Genomic DNA, 20,881 nt, shown 5'->3' on the forward strand with positions numbered 1-20,881 from the left:
TGCAGGGGGGACCCTGTGGGAGAGTAGGACGCCGCCGAACTCCTTTTGATAGTTAAGCCCCGTGCCCTTGTGGCACGGGGCTTTTCTGCGTTCCGGACCAGGTCGCCGGCGCACCGGGGAGGGGGTGCGTGGCAGGGCGGGGCCGTGGGCTCGCTCTCGGAACACCCCTGGTGGGCGGGATGGTGACGGTGCGACAGATGGTTTTGCATACCCCCTGGTTCGGGGTATGCTTTAGCTCGTTGCCGCAGGGCAGCAAGGCCCCAATAGCTCAGTCGGTAGAGCGTCTCCATGGTAAGGAGAAGGTCTGCGGTTCGATTCCGCATTGGGGCTCGGACAGACGAAAGGCCCCCGCCAGATGGCGGGGGCCTTTCGCGTATCCGGGGGCCCGGCTGTCCGGAGCCGACGCGAGTTATGCAGCGGTCTGTGGTTCGGGGACGCGCATCGCGAGGATGGCCATGTCGTCCGAGGCCGGCTCGGCGGCGAATCGCTCGACCGCTCGCAGAATGCGTGCCGCGACCGCTCCCGCTGTCAGGCCCGTGCAGTTGGCCAGAACGTCCGCCAGACCGTCGTCACCGAGCATGCGGGCGCCCTCGCGGCGTTCGGTGACGCCGTCCGTCACGCACAGCAGCACATCGCCCGGCTCCAGGGTCACCGTCTGCTCGTACAGCTCCAGGTCCTCGATGACACCCAGCAGGGGCTGCGGCTCCGCCGCCGCCTCGACCGAGCCGTCCTGGCGCAGGCGCAACGGCAACGGATGGCCTGCGCACACCACCTTCAGAAGGGCGCTGCCGTCCTCCTGCGGCCACAACTCCCCGTACAGAAGGGTCAGGAAGCGACTGCGGGCGCCCTCGTCCAGGATGGCGGCGTTCAGACGCTCCAGGACGGCGGGGCCGCCGAAGCCCTCGCGGGCGAGGAGGCGCAGGGCATGACGAGCCAGGCCCGTGACGGCCGCGGCCTCCGGACCCGTACCGCACACGTCGCCGATGGCGAAGCCGTAGGCGCCGTCGCGGATCGGGAAGACGTCGTAGAAGTCGCCGCCCACCTCGTTGCCCTCACCGGCTGCCCGGTAGATGACCTCGATCTCGACATTGGGAACATCGGGCAGGCCCGGAGGCAGCAGGCTGCGCTGGAGGGACTGGCTGATGGCCGTGCGCTCGGAGTAGAGACGGGCGTTGTCCAGAGCCAGGGCGGCCCGGCGGGAGAGGTCCTCGGCCAGCTCCAGGATCTCCTGGCGGAAGTGGTCGTCGGACGGCTTGCCGAGCGTGAGCATGCCGATGACCCGGTTGCGGGCGACCAGCGGAAGGACCACGGTCTCCCCGCCCACCGCGGCCGCGGTGGCGAGTGTCGTACGGATGCCGGCGCCGAGCCCGCCGGGGTCACCGAGGCCGACGCTGCGCATCGATGTGCGCAGGGCGGCCTGATGGGCGGCCTCCGACGGTGCGGACCAGACACGGGCGCCGGGCGTCGGCACCGGGTCGGGCGGGGAGATCTTGGAGAGCAGGGCCTTGAGGCCGTCGATGCGTTCCTCGTCCTCGTGCAGTACGTACGAGAGGTACGGGTCAGAGGCCTGGTCGGCGATCGTGTAGACGGCACACCAGGTGGCCAGGGTGGGGACGGTCATCTGTGCCATCAGGGCGAGGGTCTGGTCGCGGTCGAGGGTGCCGGCCAGCAGGTCGGACGCCTCGACGAGGAAGGAGAGCGAGCCGCGGCGCAGCCGTTCGAGCTCTCCCAGACGGGCGGACTCGACGGCCAGGGCGATGCGGTCGGCTGCGAACTGGAGGCGCAGGGCCTCCTCGTTGGAGTACCGGCCCGCGGCCTCGGCCGCGACGCCCAGGGAGCCCGTGAGCCGCCCCTCGACCTTCAGCGGGACGGTGACCACCGAGCGCATGCCCGTGTCGCCGAGCAGGGGGACGGCGCCGGGCACGGCGTCGAGGTCCTCATGGACGGCGGGCATGCGCGCGGAGCCGTACCGTCCGGTGCCGGCTTCGACGGGGACACGGGCGAAGCGCTGACGGGCGGAGGGCAGGCCTGTCGTGGCGCGCACTTCCAGTTCGGTCTCGTCGTCCGTCGCCAGCAGCAGGAAGGCCGCGTCGGCGTCGAGCATGTCGCGGGCCCGTTCGACGGTGCGCTGGAGCAGCCCGTCGAGGTCGTCGGGGGCAGGAGAGCCGATGAAGACCTCGAAGGGGTCCGTCGTGCGGCTTTCGGTGTTCGCGTCGGAGACCGGCGTGCGTACCGGTGACTGGAGCACGGCCCGCTCGTAGTCGCGCACCAGCAGGCACACCGTCGAGGGTTCGCCCCGGGTGTCCCGGACGCGCAGGTGGGAGCCGTAGACCGGGATCGTGCGGCCGTCGGCGCCGCGCATGCCGTAGCTGCCCTCCCAGCGCGAGAGGCGCAGTGCGTCGGCGATGCCGGTGTTGGTGCCCGGCGTCTGCGGCCAGGCGGTGAAATCGGTGAACTGCTTGCCGGTGACCTGCTCCGCCGTATGACCGAACAGATACGAGGCGTCGTCGTTCCATGCCGCGACGGACCCCGTGCTGTCGATCTGGACGACGGCGACTCGGACCCGTTCATCGGTGACGGGGAGCAGGTCGAGGGGGAGCAGTGGGCCCGCGGAGCGGATACCCACGGGTCGGTCGGGGAGATCGAGCTGGAACCAGACATGTTTGTGCGTGGGGGAGTACTCGACACCCCAGCGGGAGGCGAGTGCCGCGCACAGGAGAAGGCCGCGGCCGCTCTCCCGGTCGGGACTGCCGAAGTCCAGCCCGGTGGACTGGAGCGGGATCTCGCGTTCCGGGTAGTGGTCGGAGACCTCGACCCGGACACCGTCCTCCGTGCGCAGGCACAGCACGTCCGCCGCCGTGCCCGCATGCACCACCGCGTTGGTGACGAGCTCGCTGGTGAGGACGACGGCGTCATCGACGACGTCGGTGTATCCCCACCCCTGGAGCGTGTCCCGGACAAAGGCGCGGGCGGTCGCGACGGAGCGCCCGACCGGGTCGAAAGTGGCAGCCGCGCGCGCCGTGATCACAGCACTCCCCATATGGTGTCTCGTCGCTTTCCCGAGTCCTGTGCCCGTTTCTTGCCGCTTCGATTCGCCTTGCCAGGCTAGACGCTTCGTGCAGGTGCCGGATACACGAGGGCCGGGTTCGGGCAAGGACGGACAGGAACAGGCCCGTGACCGGACAAGTGTGGGCTTACTCATGGAGGGATGTGGGACAACCATGGGACGCTCCACCCCGACCGGTTCCGGCCTGGTACGTTTCAACGATTTGACGTCCGCATGGTCACCCGTCAACGGTGGGCTGTGACGGTGAGCCACAGAGGATCTGGGCAAGCTCTCGGACAAGGCCCGAGCGATTCGGTCAACCCCTGCGGGAGGGACACGGTGGAGTCTGACGTGGCGGCGCGGGGGACAGGTACGCGCAGTAAAGGCGGACAGCCCGTGAAGAAGCAGCGCAATGGAACCGTCGAGGTCGACGCCGCGGCACTCAACAGACTGCTCTCCGGTCTGGTGGCCATGCGTGACGGCAACTTCCGCAGGCGGGTGACCGTCTCGGGCGACGGTGTCATGGCCGAGCTAGCGGCGGTCTTCAACGAGGTCGCCGACCGCAACGTGCATCTCACCGGTGAGCTCGCGCGCGTGCGGCGCGTGGTCGGCCGGGAGGGCAAGCTCACCGAGCGGCTGGAGACGGGGGCCTGCGAGGGTTCCTGGGCGGCCGCGATCGACGCGTCCAACGAGCTGGTCGATGATCTCGCACGTCCGGTCTCGGAGGTCGGACGGGTGCTGTCGGCGGTGGCCGACGGAGATCTCGAACAGCGGATGGAGCTGCGTTCGCACACGGCGGACGAGACGGTACGGCCGCTGCGCGGCGAGTTCCTGAAGGTCGCCCGCACGGTCAACAACCTGGTCGACCAGCTGTCCGCGTTCACCGAGCAGGTGACGCGGGTCGCGGTCGAGGTGGGCACCGAGGGCAAGCTCGGCGGCCAGGCCCAGGTGCGCGGGATGTCCGGGTCCTGGAAGGACCTCACGGACTCCGTCAACACCATGGCGTACCGGCTGACCGCGCAGGTGCGCGACATCGCCCTGGTGACGACGGCGGTCGCCAAGGGCGATCTGTCGCGGAAGGTCACCGTCCATGTGGCCGGCGAGATGGCCCAGTTGAAGAACACCGTCAACACGATGGTCGACCAGCTGTCCTCGTTCTCCTCCGAGGTGACCCGCGTCGCCCGTGAGGTGGGTACCGAGGGCGAGCTGGGCGGGCAGGCGACGGTGCCGGGCGTGGCCGGGGTCTGGAAGGACCTGACCGACTCCGTCAACACGATGGCGGGCAACCTCACCTCCCAGGTGCGCGGCATCGCTGAGGTGACGACGGCGGTCGCCAACGGTGACCTGTCGCAGAAGGTCCGGGTGAGCGCGCGCGGCGAGGTCGCGCAGCTCGCCGAGACGATCAACCAGATGACCGAGACGCTGCGCACCTTCGCGGACGAGGTCACCCGTGTGGCCAGCGAGGTCGGCGGCGAGGGTCTGCTCGGCGGCCAGGCGCAGGTGCCGGGCGCGGCGGGTACCTGGAAGGACCTCACCGACTCGGTGAACACGGTCTTCCGCAATCTGACGACCCAGGTGCGGGACATCGCCCAGGTGACCACGGCGGTGGCCAGCGGTGACATGTCGCAGAAGGTCACCGTCGATGTGGCCGGCGAGATGCTGGAGCTGAAGAACACCGTCAACACGATGGTCGACCAGCTTCAGTCCTTCGGCTCGGAAGTGACCCGGGTGGCCCGGGAAGTCGGCGTCGAGGGCCGTCTCGGCGGCCAGGCCGAGGTGCCGGGCGCGGCGGGTACCTGGAAGGACCTCACGGACTCCGTGAACACGGCGTTCCGGAACCTGACGGGTCAGGTGCGCGACATCGCCCAGGTGACCACGGCGGTGGCCAACGGTGACCTGTCCCAGAAGGTCACCGTCGACGTGGCCGGCGAGATGCTGGAACTGAAGAACACCGTCAACACGATGGTGGCGCAGCTGTCCTCCTTCGCCGACCAGGTGACGAGGATGGCGAGGGACGTGGGCACGGAGGGCCGCCTCGGCGGTCAGGCACGGGTCGACGGTGTCTCCGGTACGTGGAAGGAGCTCACCGACTCCGTCAACTTCATGGCGGGGAACCTGACCTCCCAGGTGCGCCAGATCGCCCAGGTGACCACGGCGGTGGCGCGGGGCGACCTGTCGCAGAAGATCGACGTGGACGCGCGCGGCGAGATCCTGGAGCTGAAGAACACCATCAACACGATGGTGGACCAGCTCTCGGCCTTCGCCGAGCAGGTGACCCGGGTGGCGCGCGAGGTGGGCACGGACGGGCGTCTCGGTGGCCAGGCGCAGGTGCCCGGCGTGGCGGGTGTGTGGCGTGATCTGACCGATTCGGTGAACGGCATGGCCGGGAACCTCACCGCTCAGGTCCGTAATATCGCGCAGGTCGCCACGGCGGTGGCGCGCGGTGACCTCTCGCAGAAGATCGACGTGGACGCGCGCGGCGAGATCCTGGAGCTGAAGAACACTCTCAACACGATGGTCGACCAGCTCTCCAACTTCGCCGAGCAGGTGACGCGGGTCGCCCGTGAGGTGGGTACGGAGGGCATCCTCGGCGGTCAGGCCGAGGTGCAGGGTGTGTCCGGCACGTGGAAGGACCTCACCCAGTCCGTCAACGGCATGGCGAACAACCTGACCCTTCAGGTCCGCAACATCGCCGAGGTCACCACCGCGGTCGCCAACGGTGATCTCTCCAAGAAGATCACCGTCGACGCCAAGGGTGAGATCCTCGAACTGGTCACCACCGTCAACACGATGGTCGACCAGCTGATGAACTTCGGCGACGAGGTGACGCGGGTGGCCCGCGAGGTGGGCACCGAGGGCATCCTCGGCGGCCAGGCCCGGGTGCGCGGTGCGACGGGCATCTGGAAGGACCTCAGCGAGAACGTCAACCTGATGGCCAACAACCTGACCAGTCAGGTGCGGAACATCTCCCGCGTCTCGTCCGCGGTGGCCAACGGAGACCTGACGAAGAAGGTCACCGTCGAGGCGCGTGGTGAGGTCGCCGAGCTGGCCGACACCGTCAACACGATGGTGACGACCCTGTCGTCGTTCGCCGACGAGGTGACGCGAGTCGCCCGTGAGGTGGGCACGGAGGGTGAACTGGGCGGCCAGGCGCGCGTCCCCGGCGTCTCCGGTACGTGGAAGGACCTCACCGAGTCCGTGAACTCGATGGCGTCCAACCTCACCGGCCAGGTGCGCCAGATCGCCACGGTCACCACGGCCATCGCCAAGGGCGATCTCACCAAGAAGATCGACATCGATGCCCGGGGTGAGATCCAGGAGCTGAAGAACACCATCAACACGATGGTCGACCAGCTGTCCTCGTTCGCCGACCAGGTGACCCGGGTGGCGCGTGAGGTGGGTACCGAGGGCCAGCTGGGCGGTCAGGCGAGGGTCCGGGACGTGGACGGCACCTGGCGCGACCTCACCGAGTCGGTGAACGAGATGGCAGGGAACCTGACCCGCCAGGTGCGTGCCATCGCGGCCGTCGCCACCGCGGTGACCCGCGGCGATCTCAATCTCAAGATCGATGTGGATGCCGCGGGCGAGATCCAGGCCCTGCAGGACAACATCAACACGATGATCGCGAACCTGCGCGACACCACCGCCACGAACAAGGAGCAGGACTGGCTCAAGGGCAACCTCGCCCGGATTTCCGGTCTGATGCAGGGACGGCGCGATCTGGACGACGTGGCCTCGCTGATCATGAGCGAGCTGACGCCGGTCGTCTCCGCGCAACACGGTGCCTTCTTCCTCGCCATGGCGACGGGAGACGCCGACGCCCTGGGGGCGGACGGCGACAGGGAGGGTTCGTACGAGCTCCGGATGCGGGGCAGCTACGGCTACTCCGCCGGCTCCATGCCGACGTCCTTCCGGCCCGGTGAGACGCTCATCGGTACTGCGGCGGAGGAGAAGCGGACGATCCAGGTGGACAACGTGCCGCCGGGGTACCTGAAGATCTCCTCCGGCCTCGGCGAGGCGCCGCCCGCGCACGTGATCGTGCTGCCGGTGCTCTTCGAGGGGAAGGTCCTCGGGGTGATCGAACTGGCCTCCTTCCAGCCGTTCACCCACATCCAGCGGGACTTCCTCAACCAGCTCGCCGAGATGATCGCGACCAGCGTCAACACGATCAGCGTCAACACCACGACCGAGAAGCTGCTGGAGCAGTCGCAGGAGCTCACGGAGCAATTGCGCGACCGGTCGCAGGAGTTGGAGAACCGGCAGAAGGCCCTCCAGGCGTCCAATGCCGAACTGGAGGAGAAGGCCGAGCTGCTGGCCCAGCAGAACCGCGACATCGAGGTCAAGAACACCGAGATCGAGGAGGCGCGGCAGGTACTGGAGGAGCGCGCCGAACAGCTCGCCGTCTCCATGCGGTACAAGTCGGAGTTCCTCGCGAACATGTCGCACGAGCTGCGGACACCGCTCAACTCGCTGCTCATTCTGGCCAAACTCCTGGCGGACAACGCCGAGGGCAATCTGTCGCCGAAGCAGGTGGAATTCGCCGAGACGATCCACGGTGCCGGTTCCGACCTGCTTCAGCTGATCAACGACATCCTGGATCTGTCGAAGGTCGAGGCGGGCAAGATGGACGTCAGCCCGACCCGGATCGCCCTGGTCCAGCTGGTCGACTACGTGGAGGCGACGTTCCGGCCGCTGACCGCGGAAAAGGGGCTGGATTTCTCCGTACGGGTATCTCCTGAACTCCCTGCCACGCTGCACACCGACGAACAGCGGCTGCTTCAGGTGCTGCGCAATCTGCTCTCCAACGCGGTGAAGTTCACCGACGGCGGCGCCGTCGAGCTGGTGATCCGGCACGCCGGTGCCGAGGTGCCGAACGCCATTCGTGAGCAGCTGCTGGAAGCCGGTTCACTGCGGGACGCCGACGCCGACCTGATCGCCTTCTCGGTGACCGACACCGGTATCGGAATCGCGTCGAGCAAGATGCTGGTGATCTTCGAGGCGTTCAAGCAGGCGGACGGCACGACCAGCCGCAAGTACGGCGGTACCGGTCTCGGCCTTTCCATCAGCCGGGAGATCGCACGGCTGCTGGGTGGCGAGATCCATGCGGCGAGCGAGCCCGGCCGCGGCTCGACGTTCACGCTGTACCTGCCGCTGCACCCGAGTGAACTCCCACCGCAGGGTTACCCGCAGATCGGCCCAGGGCCCATCGAGATGCACGGTACGGCGGTCGCGAGCGGCCGGCTGCCCGAGGCCGGCCACGGGATGGGGCAGGGCTCCGGACCTGGTTTCCAGACGTTCGGGGAGGCCTCAGGGATGCCGGGGAGCGCGCACGACCAGGGCGGTGCGGCCGGGCTGTTGAGGCGTCGGCGCAAGGCGCTGGGCGGTGCGCGGCAGCAGCCCGCGCTGCCGCCCCGGGCGGCTTCCCCGGCGGAGCGGCAGTCCCCGCAGGAGCCGTGGACGCTCGGCGGCCAGGAGGAGCCGGAGGTCCGCAGGACGTTCCGGTTCGGCGGCGAGAAGGTGCTGATCGTCGACGACGACATCCGTAACGTCTTCGCGCTCACCAGCGTGCTTGAGCAGCACGGACTGTCGGTCCTGTACGCGGAGAACGGGCGCGAGGGGATCGAAGTCCTGGAGCAGCACGACGATGTGACGGTCGTCCTGATGGACATCATGATGCCGGAGATGGACGGTTACGCGACGACCTCGGCGATCCGCAGGATGCCGCAGTTCGCCGGTCTGCCGATCATCGCTCTGACCGCCAAGGCGATGAAGGGCGACCGCGAGAAGGCGATCGAGTCCGGAGCATCCGACTACGTCACCAAGCCGGTCGATCCTGATCATCTGCTTTCGGTTATGGAGCAGTGGATGCGCGGAGAGTGATCGGAAATTGAGCGAATCAATCGTGTTCTGTTGATTGGCTGTGTCGGAAGGAGTGTGGGAGCGCGGTTTTCGGGGAACCTTCTGGTCTCCCACCGCGTTTTCCCTGTGTGCACAGTGACATCGCGGTGACAGGGTGTGGTGACGGGCGGGGTGCGGCTACCATGACCGGCACAAGGACGGACGGCGTAAGGGAGCCGTCCCCTGGGGCGGCGCCCGGTGCAATTCCGGGGCGAGGAGGACGGGCCATGGTGCAGAAGGCCAAGATCCTCCTGGTCGATGACCGGCCGGAGAATCTGCTGGCGCTGGAGGCCATCCTCTCTGCGCTCGATCAGACACTGGTCCGGGCATCGTCAGGGGAGGAGGCGCTCAAAGCGCTGCTCACGGACGACTTCGCGGTCATTCTGCTGGACGTCCAGATGCCGGGCATGGACGGTTTCGAAACCGCGGCGCACATCAAGCGGCGGGAACGGACCCGGGACATCCCGATCATCTTTCTCACCGCGATCAACCACGGTCCGCACCACACCTTCCGGGGTTATGCGGCCGGCGCGGTGGACTACATCTCGAAGCCGTTCGACCCGTGGGTGCTGCGGGCCAAGGTCTCGGTCTTCGTCGAGCTGTACATGAAGAACTGCCAGCTGCGTGAGCAGGCGGCGCTGTTGCGACTCCAGTTGGAGGGCGGCGGTCACGGGGGTGTGAACCGAGAGAGGGAGCCCGCCGGGCTGCTGGCCGAACTCTCCGCACGGCTCGCGGCCGTCGAGGAGCAGGCCGAGGCCCTCTCCAAGCAGCTCGACGACGAGTCGGCGGACGCCGGAGCCGTGGCCACCGCCGCGCACCTCGAACGGAAGCTGACCGGGCTGCGCCGGGCGCTGGACGCCCTGGAGCCCGGCACCGGTGGCGGACCCGCGCCGCTTCCCTTGTAGCGGGGCCGTGGACGGCACTGCCCCTCTCCGTCAGGTCCCTTCGGGCCGGCGAGGCCTCAACCGGGCCGAGAGGGCGGCCGGTCGGCGGTCGTGTCCCGGTACGGACATCCCCGGGCTGCGGGCATTCGGTGTCCGGGAGGCCGGTGAGGGCGCGTCAGTTTGCGGCCGCCGTACGGCGACACGGTCGGGTGAACCGTCACGCGCACGTGTTCACTGCCGCAGACACCGGTAACCTCGGCCCCATGGCCTCACGTACGTCCGGCAAGGGTTCCCAGGGCACGGCGGGCACCGCGAAGCGCGCCGGCCGTGCCCCGGGCCCGGCCAAGAAAGCCGCGCCCGCCAAGAAGACCGCGGCGAAGAAAGCCGCGCCCGCGAAGAAGGCACCCGCGAAGAAGGCGGTGGCCAAGAAGGCCGCGCCGCCCAAACCGGCGCCGTCGCCCACCGGCGGTGTGTACCGACTGGTGCGCGCCGTCTGGCTCGGTGCGGCCCACGCCGTCGGCGCGGTGTTCCGCGGCATAGGGCGCGGTGCCAAGGGGCTCGACCCCGCCCACCGCAAGGACGGCGTCGCGCTGCTGCTGCTCGGCCTCGCGCTGGTCGTCGCCGCGGGCACCTGGTCGAATCTCCGCGGCCCGGTCGGCGACCTCGTCGAGATGCTCGTCACCGGAGCCTTCGGCCGGCTCGACCTCCTCGTGCCGATACTGCTGGGCGCCGTGGCCGTACGGCTGATCCTGTATCCGGAGAAGCCCGAGGCCAACGGCCGCATCGTCATCGGGCTCTCCGCGCTGGTCATCGGAGTGCTCGGGCAGGTCCACATCGCGTGCGGATCGCCGGGCCGCGAGGACGGCACCGAGGCCATGCAGGACGCGGGCGGCCTCATCGGCTGGGCCGCCTCCAAACCGCTGATCTTCACCATGGGCGAGGTGCTCGCCGTACCGCTGCTCCTGCTCCTGACCGTCTTCGGACTGCTGGTCGTGACGGCGACCCCGGTGAACGCGATTCCGCAGCGGCTGCGGCTGCTCGGTTCCAAACTGGGAATCATCGACCCGGTGTACGACCCGGAGGCGCTGGACGAGGACGACGACGAGCGGTACGACGAGCAGTGGCGTGAGTCGCTGCCCGCGGGTTCGCGCCGCTCCTCCGCCCGCCGTTCCGAGGCGGACGACGAGTACGACCCCGACCGGGCGGAGACCGACGCGCTCTCCAAGCGCCGCAGGCCGCGCAGGCCCTCCGTGCAGCCGACGATGAACCGCACCATGGACGCGGTCGACGTCGCAGCCGCAGCGGCCGCCGCGCTCGACGGGGCGGTGCTCAACGGCATGCCGCCCTCGCCGGTCGTCGCCGACCTCACCCAGGGCGTCTCGGTGGACCGCGAACGCACGGGCACTCCGGTGCCCGGTGCCAGGGAGGCGGAGCCGGCCCGGAGGCCGGGGGAGAAGGCGTCCTCGCCCGCCGGGGGCGTGCCCGACCTGACCAAGCCGGCCCCCGACCGCTCGCAGTCGCAGCCGCTGCCGCCCCGCGCCGAGCAGCTCCAGCTCTCCGGCGACATCACCTACTCGCTGCCCTCGCTCGACCTGCTGGAGCGAGGCGGCCCCGGCAAGACCCGCAGCGCCGCCAACGACGCCATCGTCGCGTCGCTGACCAACGTCTTCACCGAATTCAAGGTCGACGCCGCCGTCACCGGTTTCACCCGCGGCCCCACGGTGACGCGGTACGAGGTGGAGCTCGGGCCCGCCGTGAAGGTCGAGCGGATCACGGCGCTCGCCAAGAACATCGCGTACGCCGTCGCCAGCCCCGACGTCCGGATCATCTCCCCGATCCCGGGGAAGTCCGCGGTCGGCATCGAGATCCCCAACTCCGACCGGGAGATGGTCAACCTCGGCGACGTGCTGCGGCTCGCGGACGCGGCGGAGGACGACCACCCGATGCTGGTCGCGCTCGGCAAGAACGTCGAGGGCGGGTACGAAATGGCCAACCTCGCGAAGATGCCGCACGTCCTGGTGGCCGGTGCCACCGGTTCCGGTAAGTCCTCCTGCATCAACTGCCTCATCACCTCGGTGATGGTGCGGGCGACGCCGGAGGACGTCCGCATGGTGCTCGTCGACCCCAAGCGCGTCGAGCTGACCGCGTACGAGGGCATTCCGCACCTGATCACGCCGATCATCACCAACCCCAAGAAGGCCGCCGAGGCCCTTCAGTGGGTCGTGCGCGAGATGGACCTGCGCTACGACGACCTCGCCGCGTTCGGATACCGGCACATCGACGACTTCAACCACGCCGTGCGCACCGGCAAGCTCAAGACGCCGGAGGGCAGCGAGCGGGAGCTGTCGCCGTACCCGTATCTGCTGGTGATCGTCGACGAGCTGGCCGACCTCATGATGGTGGCCCCCCGGGACGTCGAGGACTCGATCGTCCGCATCACCCAACTGGCCCGCGCCGCCGGAATCCATCTGGTGCTCGCCACCCAGCGCCCCTCGGTGGACGTCGTCACCGGTCTGATCAAGGCCAACGTGCCCTCCCGCCTCGCCTTCGCGACCTCGTCGCTGGCCGACAGCCGCGTCATCCTCGACCAGCCCGGAGCCGAGAAGCTCATCGGAAAGGGTGACGGACTGTTCCTGCCGATGGGGGCGAACAAGCCGACGCGTATGCAGGGTGCCTTCGTCACCGAGGACGAGGTCGCGGCGGTCGTCCAGCACTGCAAGGATCAGATGGCCCCCGTCTTCCGTGAGGACGTGGTGGTCGGGACGAAGCAGAAGAAGGAGATCGACGAGGACATCGGCGACGACCTGGATCTGCTCTGCCAGGCCGCTGAGCTGGTCGTCTCCACTCAGTTCGGGTCCACCTCGATGCTCCAGCGCAAGCTGCGGGTGGGTTTCGCGAAGGCCGGCCGGCTGATGGACCTGATGGAGTCGCGGAACATCGTCGGCCCCAGCGAGGGCTCCAAGGCGCGCGACGTCATGGTGAAACCGGACGAGCTCGACGGGGTGTTGGCGCTGATCCGTGGGGAAACCGGTTCGTAAGGGTTTTGCGGGCAACCGTTTCGCCGGGTCGTACGTCAAGTTGGAGGGAGGGACAGCAGGATGTCCCTTCCCGGGGCGGTCGGGCGAATCCGGCTCTGTTCGAATCTGATGGCGTACAAAGTCCTCCCTCCCGGTTGCCCCACCCTTTCGTACCCCCCCTAGACTGAACACCCAGCAGGTGGCTCACGCTCGAAAGGCGCCCCCGTGTCCATCGGCAACTCCCCCGAAGACGACCGGCCTTCGATCGGTCGAGTGCTTCAGCAGGCTCGTATCGCCGCAGGTCTCACGGTCGAAGAGATCAGCACGTCCACCCGGGTGCGCATCCCCATCGTGCACGCGATCGAGGAGGACGACTTCTCCCGCTGCGGCGGCGACGTGTACGCCCGCGGCCATATCCGAACGCTCGCACGTGCCGTAGGCACCGATCCGGAACCGCTCGTTTCGCAGTACGACGCCGAGCACGGCGGCCGTCCCGCGCCGACGCCGGCGGCACCGCTGTTCGAAGCCGAGCGGATCCGATCCGAACCCCGGCGGCCCAACTGGACCGCGGCCATGGTCGCGGCCATCGTCGCCGTGGTCGGATTCGTCGGCTTCACCTTCTTCAAGGGCGGTGACGAGCCCTCGACCGCCGGCCAGGTCGCCGAAGGCCCGACATCCGACAAGATCACACCCAAGCCGGCGTCCAGCAAGCCCGTCGATCCCAAGCCGGCCCCCTCGGACAGTGCCATCGCGGCAGCGCCCCAGGACAAGGTGACGGTGAAGCTCAGCGCGAGCCAGGGCAAGAGCTGGATCTCCGCCAAGGACCACAACGGCCGGTCCCTCTTCGACGGAACCCTCCAGCAGGGCGAGACGAAGACCTTCCAGGACAAGGAGCGGGTCGACCTCGTCCTCGGTGACGCCGGATCGATCGATCTCTTCGTCAACGGCAAGAAGGTCGAGGACCAGTTCCAGCCCGGACAGGTGGAGCGGCTCTCGTACACCAAGGGTGATCCCGAGGTCGGCTGACCTCGCGATCCGACAGTTCACACAGAGGCGGCGAGCGCCCGGCCATCGTGCCGGGGGCTCGCCGTCTTTGTCACTCCCTGTAGTGGTCGAACCCTGCGCGGCGGGGCCAGTGCCGGGACAAAGTAGTCTTGAGCCCATGCCCGAACGCCGTACCGTCGCCCTTGTCACTCTTGGCTGCGCCCGTAACGAGGTGGACTCGGAGGAGCTCGCAGGCCGCTTGGCAGCGGACGGCTGGGAGCTCGTCGAGGATGCCTCCGATGCCGATGTCGCCGTGGTCAACACCTGTGGATTCGTCGAGGCCGCCAAGAAGGACTCCGTCGATGCCCTGCTCGAAGCCAATGACCTGAAGGATCACGGCCGGACCCAGGCCGTCGTCGCCGTCGGCTGCATGGCCGAGCGCTACGGCAAGGACCTCGCCGAGGCCCTGCCGGAAGCGGACGGAGTCCTCGGATTCGACGACTACGCAGACATCTCCGACCGCCTCCAGACCATCCTCAACGGAGGCATCCACGCCTCCCACACCCCGCGCGACCGCCGCAAGCTGCTGCCCATCAGCCCGGCCGACCGCCAGGACGCAGCCGTCGCCCTCCCCGGCCACGCCCAGGAGGCCGCACCTGCCCCCGCCGATCTCCCGGAGGGAGTCGCGCCGGTCTCCGGTCCGCGGGCGCCTCTGCGCCGCCGGCTGGGCACCAGCCCCGTCGCCTCCGTGAAGCTGGCCTCGGGCTGCGACCGCCGCTGCTCCTTCTGCGCCATCCCGTCCTTCCGCGGCTCCTTCATCTCGCGGCGGCCCTCGGACGTCCTGGGTGAGACGCGCTGGCTGGCCGAGCAGGGTGTGAAGGAGGTCATGCTGGTCTCCGAGAACAACACCTCGTACGGCAAGGACCTCGGCGACATCCGCCTCCTGGAGACACTCCTTCCGGAGCTCGCGGACGTCGAGGGCATCGAGCGCATCCGGGTCAGCTACCTGCAGCCCGCCGAGATGCGGCCCGGTCTGATCGACGTCCTGACCTCGACGCCGAAGGTCGCGCCCTACTTCGACCTGTCGTTCCAGCACTCGGCACCCGGCGTGCTGCGCGCGATGCGCCGCTTCGGCGACACCGACAGCTTCCTGGAGCTCCTGCACACCATCCGGAGCAAGGCACCGCAGGCCGGCGCGCGCTCCAACTTCATCGTGGGCTTCCCCGGCGAGACCGAGGCGGACCTTGCGGAGCTGGAGCGGTTCCTCACCGGTGCCCGCCTCGACGCCATCGGCGTCTTCGGCTACTCCGACGAGGACGGCACCGAGGCGGTCGGCTACGAGAACAAGCTGGACGCCGACACGATCGCCGAGCGGCTGGCACACATCTCGCAGCTGGCCGAGGAGCTGACCTCGCAGCGGGCCGAGGAGCGCGTCGGTGAGTCGCTCCAGGTCCTGGTCGAGTCGGTCGAGGCCACCGAGGACGAGTCCCGCGCCGTGGGCCGTGCCGCCCACCAGGCGCCCGAAACGGACGGTCAGGTGCTCTTCACCGCACGCGAGGGACTTGTCCCGGGCCGTATGGTCGAGGCAAAGGTAGTAGGCACCGAAGGTGTGGACCTGGTGGCCGAGTGTCGTGAACTTGCGGAGGTAGCCAGATGACCGGAGCACCGGCATCCGCGGCAGGTGGTACCGGCGCGACGCCGGTCCGCGGCGGAAAACTGGGTGCTGCGGCCGTAAACCAGGCCAGCCTGTGGAACATCGCCAATCTGCTCACCATGGCTCGGCTGGTGCTGGTCCCCGGGTTCGTCGTGCTGCTGCTCCACGACGGCGGATACGACCCGGCCTGGCGTTCCATCGCCTGGGCCGCGTTCGCCATCGCGATGATCACCGACGTGTTCGACGGGCATCTGGCGCGTAAGTACAACCTGGTCACCGACTTCGGGAAGATCGCCGACCCGATCGCCGACAAGGCGATCATGGGTGCGGCGCTGATCTGTCTGTCGTACCTCGGTGATCTCCCCTGGTGGGTCACGGGTGTGATCCTCTTCCGCGAGCTCGGCATCACGGTGCTGCGGTTCTGGGTGATCCGGCACGGCGTGATCCCGGCCAGTCGCGGCGGGAAGATGAAGACGCTGGCTCAGGGGACCGCCGTCGGGATGTACGTCCTGGCGCTGACCGGTCCACTGGCCACGATGCGCTTCTGGGTGATGGCGGTGGCTGTCGTGCTGACGGTCGTCACTGGCCTGGACTATGTGCGCCAGGCCGTCGTGCTGCGTCGGCAGGGGCGCGCGGAGGAGAGGGCGGCCGCCGCGCAGGAGGCTGCCCAGAACGCTGAGGCGGCTCTGGAGAGCGCCAAGGACGAGGGACAGGCCTCCAGGCGTGCCGGGACCGCCTCCGAGGGTGCCAGGGGCCCGGAGCGGGTCGCGGGGAACCGCGGTGCCGCGGAGGCCGAGCGGTGACAGCCGCGGCCCGGGTGCTGCGGCTGCTCGTCGAGCGGGGTGAGAGCCTCGCCGTCGCCGAATCGTTGACCGGGGGCCTGGTCGCGGCGGAGCTGACGTCCGTACCCGGTGCCTCACAGGCCTTCCGAGGGTCGGTGACCGCCTACGCGACTCCCCTCAAGAGTGAAGTCCTGGGCGTGGACGCGGAGCTTCTGGCGGCGCGAGGGGCAGTGGACGCCGAGGTCGCGCGCCAGATGGCGGCAGGTGTATGCCGGGCGCTCGGCGCGGACTGGGGTGTGGCGACAACCGGCGTCGCGGGACCCGATCCCCAGGACGGCCGGCCGGTCGGAACGGTCTTCGTCGCAGTCTGCGGGCCCTGTGACGCCGGGAAAGTGGCCGCGCTGCGGTTGAACGGTGGACGGGCGGACATCCGTAGAGAGAGCGTACGGAGCGTGCTCGAACTGCTCTCCGGCGAACTCGGCGGGTACGCGAGCGCACAGGATACGGAACACAACGGGGGGAATTGATGTTTGCAGCCCTGAGTGAACACGACATCGCTCCCCGCACGGCCGCAGCGCTAGGCGGTACGGTGGGGCGTGAAGGATGCGGCTACGCGGTCCGAGGAGGGAGCCACCGATGATTCTGCTCCGTCGCCTGCTTGGTGACGTGCTGCGTCGGCAGCGCCAGCGCCAAGGCCGTACTCTGCGCGAAGTCTCCTCGTCCGCCCGAGTTTCGCTCGGCTATCTCTCCGAGGTGGAGCGGGGGCAGAAGGAGGCATCCTCCGAACTGCTCTCCGCCATTTGCGACGCGCTTGATGTACGGATGTCCGAGCTCATGCGTGAAGTGAGCGATGAGCTGTCCCTGGCTGAACTGGCCGAGTCGGCGACAGCCAGTGATCCGGTACCAGTACCGGTGCGCCCCATGCTCAATTCCGTCTCCGTTTCGTCGGTGACGGGTGTACCGACGGGGCGGGTGACCATCAAGGCGCCTGCGGAAGCGGTGGATGTCGTCGCCGCCTGACCCGCTCGGTTCAGTGTGAAGCCGGAGCCCCGGTCCTCCCCTCAGGGGGCGGCCGGGGCTTCTGCGCGTTCGGGTGAGGTGCGGGGGATGTGGTGGAGGGGGTGTTAGCGGGCTTTCGGCGGGCAGGCGCATGTCTGAGACCGGGGAACGCTCTCTTCGAACAATTCCCCGGATGACCGTTTTGCTTCGTTTGTGCCATCGTGGTTGGTGCTGAACGGAACGGATACCAGATCGGAGACGTGCATGTCTGTCGTGAAGAGCCCGCTGTCCGAGGCCGACCTCAAGTCCGTGGGTGATGCGCTCCAGGGCGCCCTGGTGGACCTCGTCGATCTCTCACTGGTGGCCAAGCAGGTCCACTGGAACGTGGTGGGGCCTCGGTTCAGGTCCGTGCACCTTCAGCTCGACGAGGTCGTCGACACCGCCCGCCAGCACTCCGACACGGTGGCCGAACGGGCCTCCGCGCTGGGCGTCAATCCGGACGGGCGGTCGGGGACGATCGCCAGGACCACGGCCATCGACTCCGTGCCCGAGGGCTGGGTCAAGGATGTCGACGCCGTACGGACCCTGGTGGACGCCCTGAGCGTGGTGATCGGCCGGATGCGCGAGCGGATCGAGGTGACGGGTGACCCCGACCCCGTCAGCCAGGACATCCTCATCGCGCTCACCGCCGACCTCGAGAAGCACGCCTGGATGTTCCAGGCGGAGAGCGCCTGACCGGGGTTCCCGGACTGGCCCGGCAGGTTTTCGCCTGGCCGGGGCTCATTCCAACCGGCCTGCCCGGGACCGGGCAGAGGCCGGTACGTACGACGCGAGGAGTTGTGATGACCGACGAAAGCGCGAAGGACAAGATCGCAGGCAAGGCCAAGGAAGCCATGGGCAAGATGACCGGCAACAAGCGCATGGAGTCCGAGGGCAAGGCGGACCAGGCGAAGGGCAAGGCCAAGGGCGCCATGGGTGACGCCCGGGAGAGTGCCGAGGGCGTCAAGGACTCCTTGACCCGCGACGACAAGGACTGAACGGCAGTCGGCGGAGCCCCCACCGGAAGCGGTGGGGGCTCCCCGCTGGACCGGGCCCGCTGCGGGGAGGCGCGGCCCGGCGGGAGAGAGCGCCAGGTGTGCGACTGCGAGATGCGCGCCGGTACTGCGCCGGTGCGCTCTGCCGCAGGGTGATCGGGCCGGACTAAGGTCTTCCGTTCGGATCAGGACGGATTCCGCGAACCCGGCATGCTCCGAACGACAGCCCCGGGGTTCGCCCGAAGGAGGCAGCCATGGTGCGGCGGTGGGTGCCGGCGCTCGTGCTCGGCGGTGTGTGGTGGTGGGCCGTGCTGCGGCTGCTGCTGGAGCCCGCGCAGGCGGGGCCGGTCGAGGGCGCGGTGGCGGCGGGTGGATGGGGGCTCAGCCTCCTGCCCGTGCACGTGGCCGAGACGGTCCGGCCGACGGGGATATTCGACGCGGGCACCGGTTTGCTGCGGCGCTGCGCAGGGGGCGTGCGCGAGGCGGGCCGTACCTGGCACTCGCTGATATCGCAGTCGCCGATATCCGGCTCGTCGACACCGGGCTCGCCGATATCCGGCTCGTCGTGGCGCGAGGCCGGCCGGTCCTGGCGTGCGTCGGCCCTGTCGGGTCGTGCGAAGCGCCGGTTCTGGCGTACGGGCGGCGGCCGGTCCTGGTTCGCCGGCAGGGCGTGGCGGGCTACCAGGGCATGGCGACGCCGCCGTTCGGGCGGAGGATCTGGCCGGTCATGAAGGCCGACGCGTCCGATGCCAGATGCAGCACCGTGTGCGCGACGTCATCGGGCTCGCCGACCCTGCCCAGCGGTGAGATGCGCGCCATCGTGGCCTCGGCCCGGTGCTGCTGCTCCGCGTCGTGGCGGGCGGTCATGGGGGTGCGGATCCAGCCGGGCGCGACCGCGTTGACCCGGATGCCGCGAGGTCCCAGCTCGGTCGCCAGCGTCTTGGTCAGCTGGACCACGGCAGCCTTGGCCGCGCTGTAGCAGAGCAGGCCGGGGCTCGCGGAGTCGACCGCGCCCGAGGCCATGGTGATCAGCGAGCCGGGGGCGCCGCGCGCGACCATTCCGCGGGCCGTCTCCTGGCAGGCGTACAGGACCCCCTTGAAGTTGACCGAGAGCACACGGTCGAGGTCCTCGTCGGCGGTCTCCAGGACGCTGCTCGTATGCATGATCCCGGCAACAGCGGCCAGGATGTCCAGGTCGCCGGCGGCAGCGACGGCGGCCCGGACCTGGTTGCGGTCGGTGACATCGAGCGGATGGGTGTGGGCTTCGCCACCTGCCGCCGCGATCAGGCCGAGGGTCTCCAGGAGGCCCTTCTCGTCGAGGTCGGCGCAGTGGACGCGGGCGCCCGCCTCCGCCAGCAGGACAGCGGTGGCGCGGCCGATTCCGCCCGCGGCGCCGGTGACGAACGCGGAGCGGCCGGTGAGGTCGTACGCGACGAGGGGCATGACCGGACCGTACGACTGATTCTGACGGGTCGTCAACTATGGTGCGGCGATGGATTGTCCACTGCCGTCGCTGTGACGGGTTGTCCACCTGCGCAGGCGATGGGGCGTCCGCTACGGGGTGGGTCCCGTTTGGCATCGGGGGCACCAGTAGGTGGGGCGGGTGTCCTGCTCCGATGCGCGGATCGGTGTCCCGCAGCGCAGACAGGGGCGGTGGGTCCGGCCGTAGACCCAGAGGTTCTCGCTCGGGCGGCGGGCGCGGGAAGCCGGAGTGCCGGCGGTCCGGGGGCGGGCGCCGAGGGTGGTGGTGCGGACCGGGCGGTCGCGGTTGGCTTCCAGGAGCTGTTTGGCCGTGGTGACCAGGAGGGCCGCCGTGTTTTCGGGCAGTCGGCCGATGGGGAGCCAGGGGGTGGCGCGGGCCAGGAAGCAGAGCTCGCATTTGTAGATGTTGCCGATGCCGGCCAGATTGCGCTGGTCCAGGAGAGCCTCGCCGAGAGGGCGGGCAGGATCGGCCAGCAGCCGGTGCAGCGCGGTGTCGGCGTTCCAGTCCGGGCCCAGCAGGTCCGGGCCGAGGTGGCCGACGACCTTCTCCTCGTCCCTCGTCCGGAGAAGTTCGAGAACGGGGAGGCGGTAGCCGACCGCGGTGTGCGCGGTGTTGGCCAGGACGGCGCGGATCTGGTGGGCGGGACCTCCGCGCCACCGTTCGTCGGGGGTGTGGACACGCCAGGCCCCGTCCATCCCCAGGTGGCTGTGGAGGGTGAGGCCGCCCTCGATACGGGTCAGCAGGTGCTTGCCGCGCGCGGAGAAGTCGAGAACGGTCCGGCCGGTGAGATCGGCGGTGGCGAACCTGGGGACGCGCAGATCGGACCGGGTGAGGGCCTGGCCGGCCAGCGCGCTGTGCAGCCGCTTCGCGGTCTGCAGGACGGTATCTCCTTCGGGCATACGTCCATGATGCGCGGGGATGGCGTCGGGGGGAGGGGTGGCCTTGTGATCTGTGGGAGGGGGGCTGTGGCGCGTTGGGCCTGGCGCCCTGGTTGCATGGGTGTGCACCCCGATGTGCCGGCGGCGGGGCATGACGTTCTCGGTGCGGCGGGGCGTCGCTCTCGGTGTGGCGGCGCGTCGTGTGGCGGGTGCGGGTGCGGG

13 protein-coding genes, 1 tRNA gene and 1 pseudogene are annotated in these 20,881 nt (G+C 69.3%); 12 read left to right on the forward strand and 3 right to left on the reverse strand.

The window, feature by feature from the left end:
* Window positions 1–257: 257 nt before the first annotated feature.
* Window positions 258–330, forward strand: a tRNA-Thr gene (locus ABT025_RS33860).
* A 79-nt stretch (window positions 331–409) separates the two neighbouring features.
* Here ABT025_RS33860 and ABT025_RS33865 read toward each other — a convergent pair.
* Window positions 410–3,040 carry a SpoIIE family protein phosphatase gene (locus ABT025_RS33865; RefSeq protein WP_351002490.1) on the reverse strand — a complete coding sequence of 877 codons (2,631 nt, stop codon included), beginning with the start codon at window positions 3,038–3,040 and terminating at the stop codon, window positions 410–412.
* 402 nt (window positions 3,041–3,442) lie between these two features.
* On the opposite strand from ABT025_RS33865, the gene ABT025_RS33870 reads away from it, so the two are divergent.
* The 11 genes and pseudogenes from ABT025_RS33870 to ABT025_RS39575 form a co-directional block, all read left to right on the forward strand.
* The gene (locus ABT025_RS33870; protein ID WP_351002491.1) at window positions 3,443–8,926 is read left to right on the forward strand and encodes a HAMP domain-containing protein; all 5,484 of its coding nucleotides are present in this window, start codon (window positions 3,443–3,445) and stop codon (window positions 8,924–8,926) included.
* A 245-nt stretch (window positions 8,927–9,171) separates the two neighbouring features.
* Window positions 9,172–9,849, forward strand: coding sequence for a response regulator (locus ABT025_RS33875; RefSeq protein ID WP_351002492.1), 678 nt, complete (start codon window positions 9,172–9,174; stop codon window positions 9,847–9,849).
* Between the two features lie 242 nt (window positions 9,850–10,091).
* A complete protein-coding gene (locus ABT025_RS33880) occupies window positions 10,092–12,866 on the forward strand; it encodes a DNA translocase FtsK (protein ID WP_351002493.1) in 2,775 nt (924 codons plus the stop codon).
* A 204-nt stretch (window positions 12,867–13,070) separates the two neighbouring features.
* Window positions 13,071–13,871: a helix-turn-helix domain-containing protein gene (locus ABT025_RS33885; protein WP_351002494.1), complete on the forward strand. Its 801-nt coding sequence runs from the start codon at window positions 13,071–13,073 to the stop codon at window positions 13,869–13,871.
* A gap of 136 nt (window positions 13,872–14,007) precedes the next feature.
* A complete protein-coding gene (gene rimO, locus ABT025_RS33890) occupies window positions 14,008–15,486 on the forward strand; it encodes a 30S ribosomal protein S12 methylthiotransferase RimO (protein WP_351002495.1) in 1,479 nt (492 codons plus the stop codon).
* Entirely contained in the window at window positions 15,483–16,286 is an 804-nt protein-coding gene (gene pgsA / locus ABT025_RS33895) for a CDP-diacylglycerol--glycerol-3-phosphate 3-phosphatidyltransferase (RefSeq protein WP_351002496.1), read from the forward strand. Before rimO ends, pgsA begins: the two co-directional genes overlap by 4 nt.
* Window positions 16,283–16,792, forward strand: a complete 510-nt coding sequence (locus ABT025_RS33900) for a CinA family protein (RefSeq protein ID WP_351002497.1) — start codon at window positions 16,283–16,285, stop codon at window positions 16,790–16,792. Before pgsA ends, ABT025_RS33900 begins: the two co-directional genes overlap by 4 nt.
* A gap of 109 nt (window positions 16,793–16,901) precedes the next feature.
* Window positions 16,902–17,285, forward strand: a complete 384-nt coding sequence (locus ABT025_RS33905) for a helix-turn-helix domain-containing protein (RefSeq protein WP_351002498.1) — start codon at window positions 16,902–16,904, stop codon at window positions 17,283–17,285.
* A 243-nt stretch (window positions 17,286–17,528) separates the two neighbouring features.
* Window positions 17,529–17,999, forward strand: a complete 471-nt coding sequence (locus ABT025_RS33910; RefSeq protein ID WP_351002499.1) for a Dps family protein — start codon at window positions 17,529–17,531, stop codon at window positions 17,997–17,999.
* 107 nt (window positions 18,000–18,106) lie between these two features.
* The gene (locus tag ABT025_RS33915) at window positions 18,107–18,301 is read left to right on the forward strand and encodes a CsbD family protein (RefSeq protein WP_351002500.1); all 195 of its coding nucleotides are present in this window, start codon (window positions 18,107–18,109) and stop codon (window positions 18,299–18,301) included.
* 251 nt (window positions 18,302–18,552) lie between these two features.
* Window positions 18,553–18,807: pseudogene (locus ABT025_RS39575) on the forward strand (hypothetical protein); the annotation flags it as partial.
* A 169-nt stretch (window positions 18,808–18,976) separates the two neighbouring features.
* Here ABT025_RS39575 and ABT025_RS33925 read toward each other — a convergent pair.
* Together ABT025_RS33925 and ABT025_RS33930 are read right to left on the reverse strand one after the other, a co-directional pair.
* Window positions 18,977–19,741 carry an SDR family NAD(P)-dependent oxidoreductase gene (locus ABT025_RS33925; protein ID WP_351002501.1) on the reverse strand — a complete coding sequence of 255 codons (765 nt, stop codon included), beginning with the start codon at window positions 19,739–19,741 and terminating at the stop codon, window positions 18,977–18,979.
* A 111-nt stretch (window positions 19,742–19,852) separates the two neighbouring features.
* Complete coding sequence (locus tag ABT025_RS33930) at window positions 19,853–20,680, reverse strand: DNA-formamidopyrimidine glycosylase family protein (RefSeq protein WP_351002502.1); 828 nt, start codon at window positions 20,678–20,680, stop codon at window positions 19,853–19,855.
* Window positions 20,681–20,881 lie beyond the last annotated feature (201 nt).

Origin of the sequence: Streptomyces sp. NPDC002809 (genome assembly GCF_040295435.1) — a bacterium.
Lineage (GTDB): Bacteria > Actinomycetota > Actinomycetes > Streptomycetales > Streptomycetaceae > Streptomyces.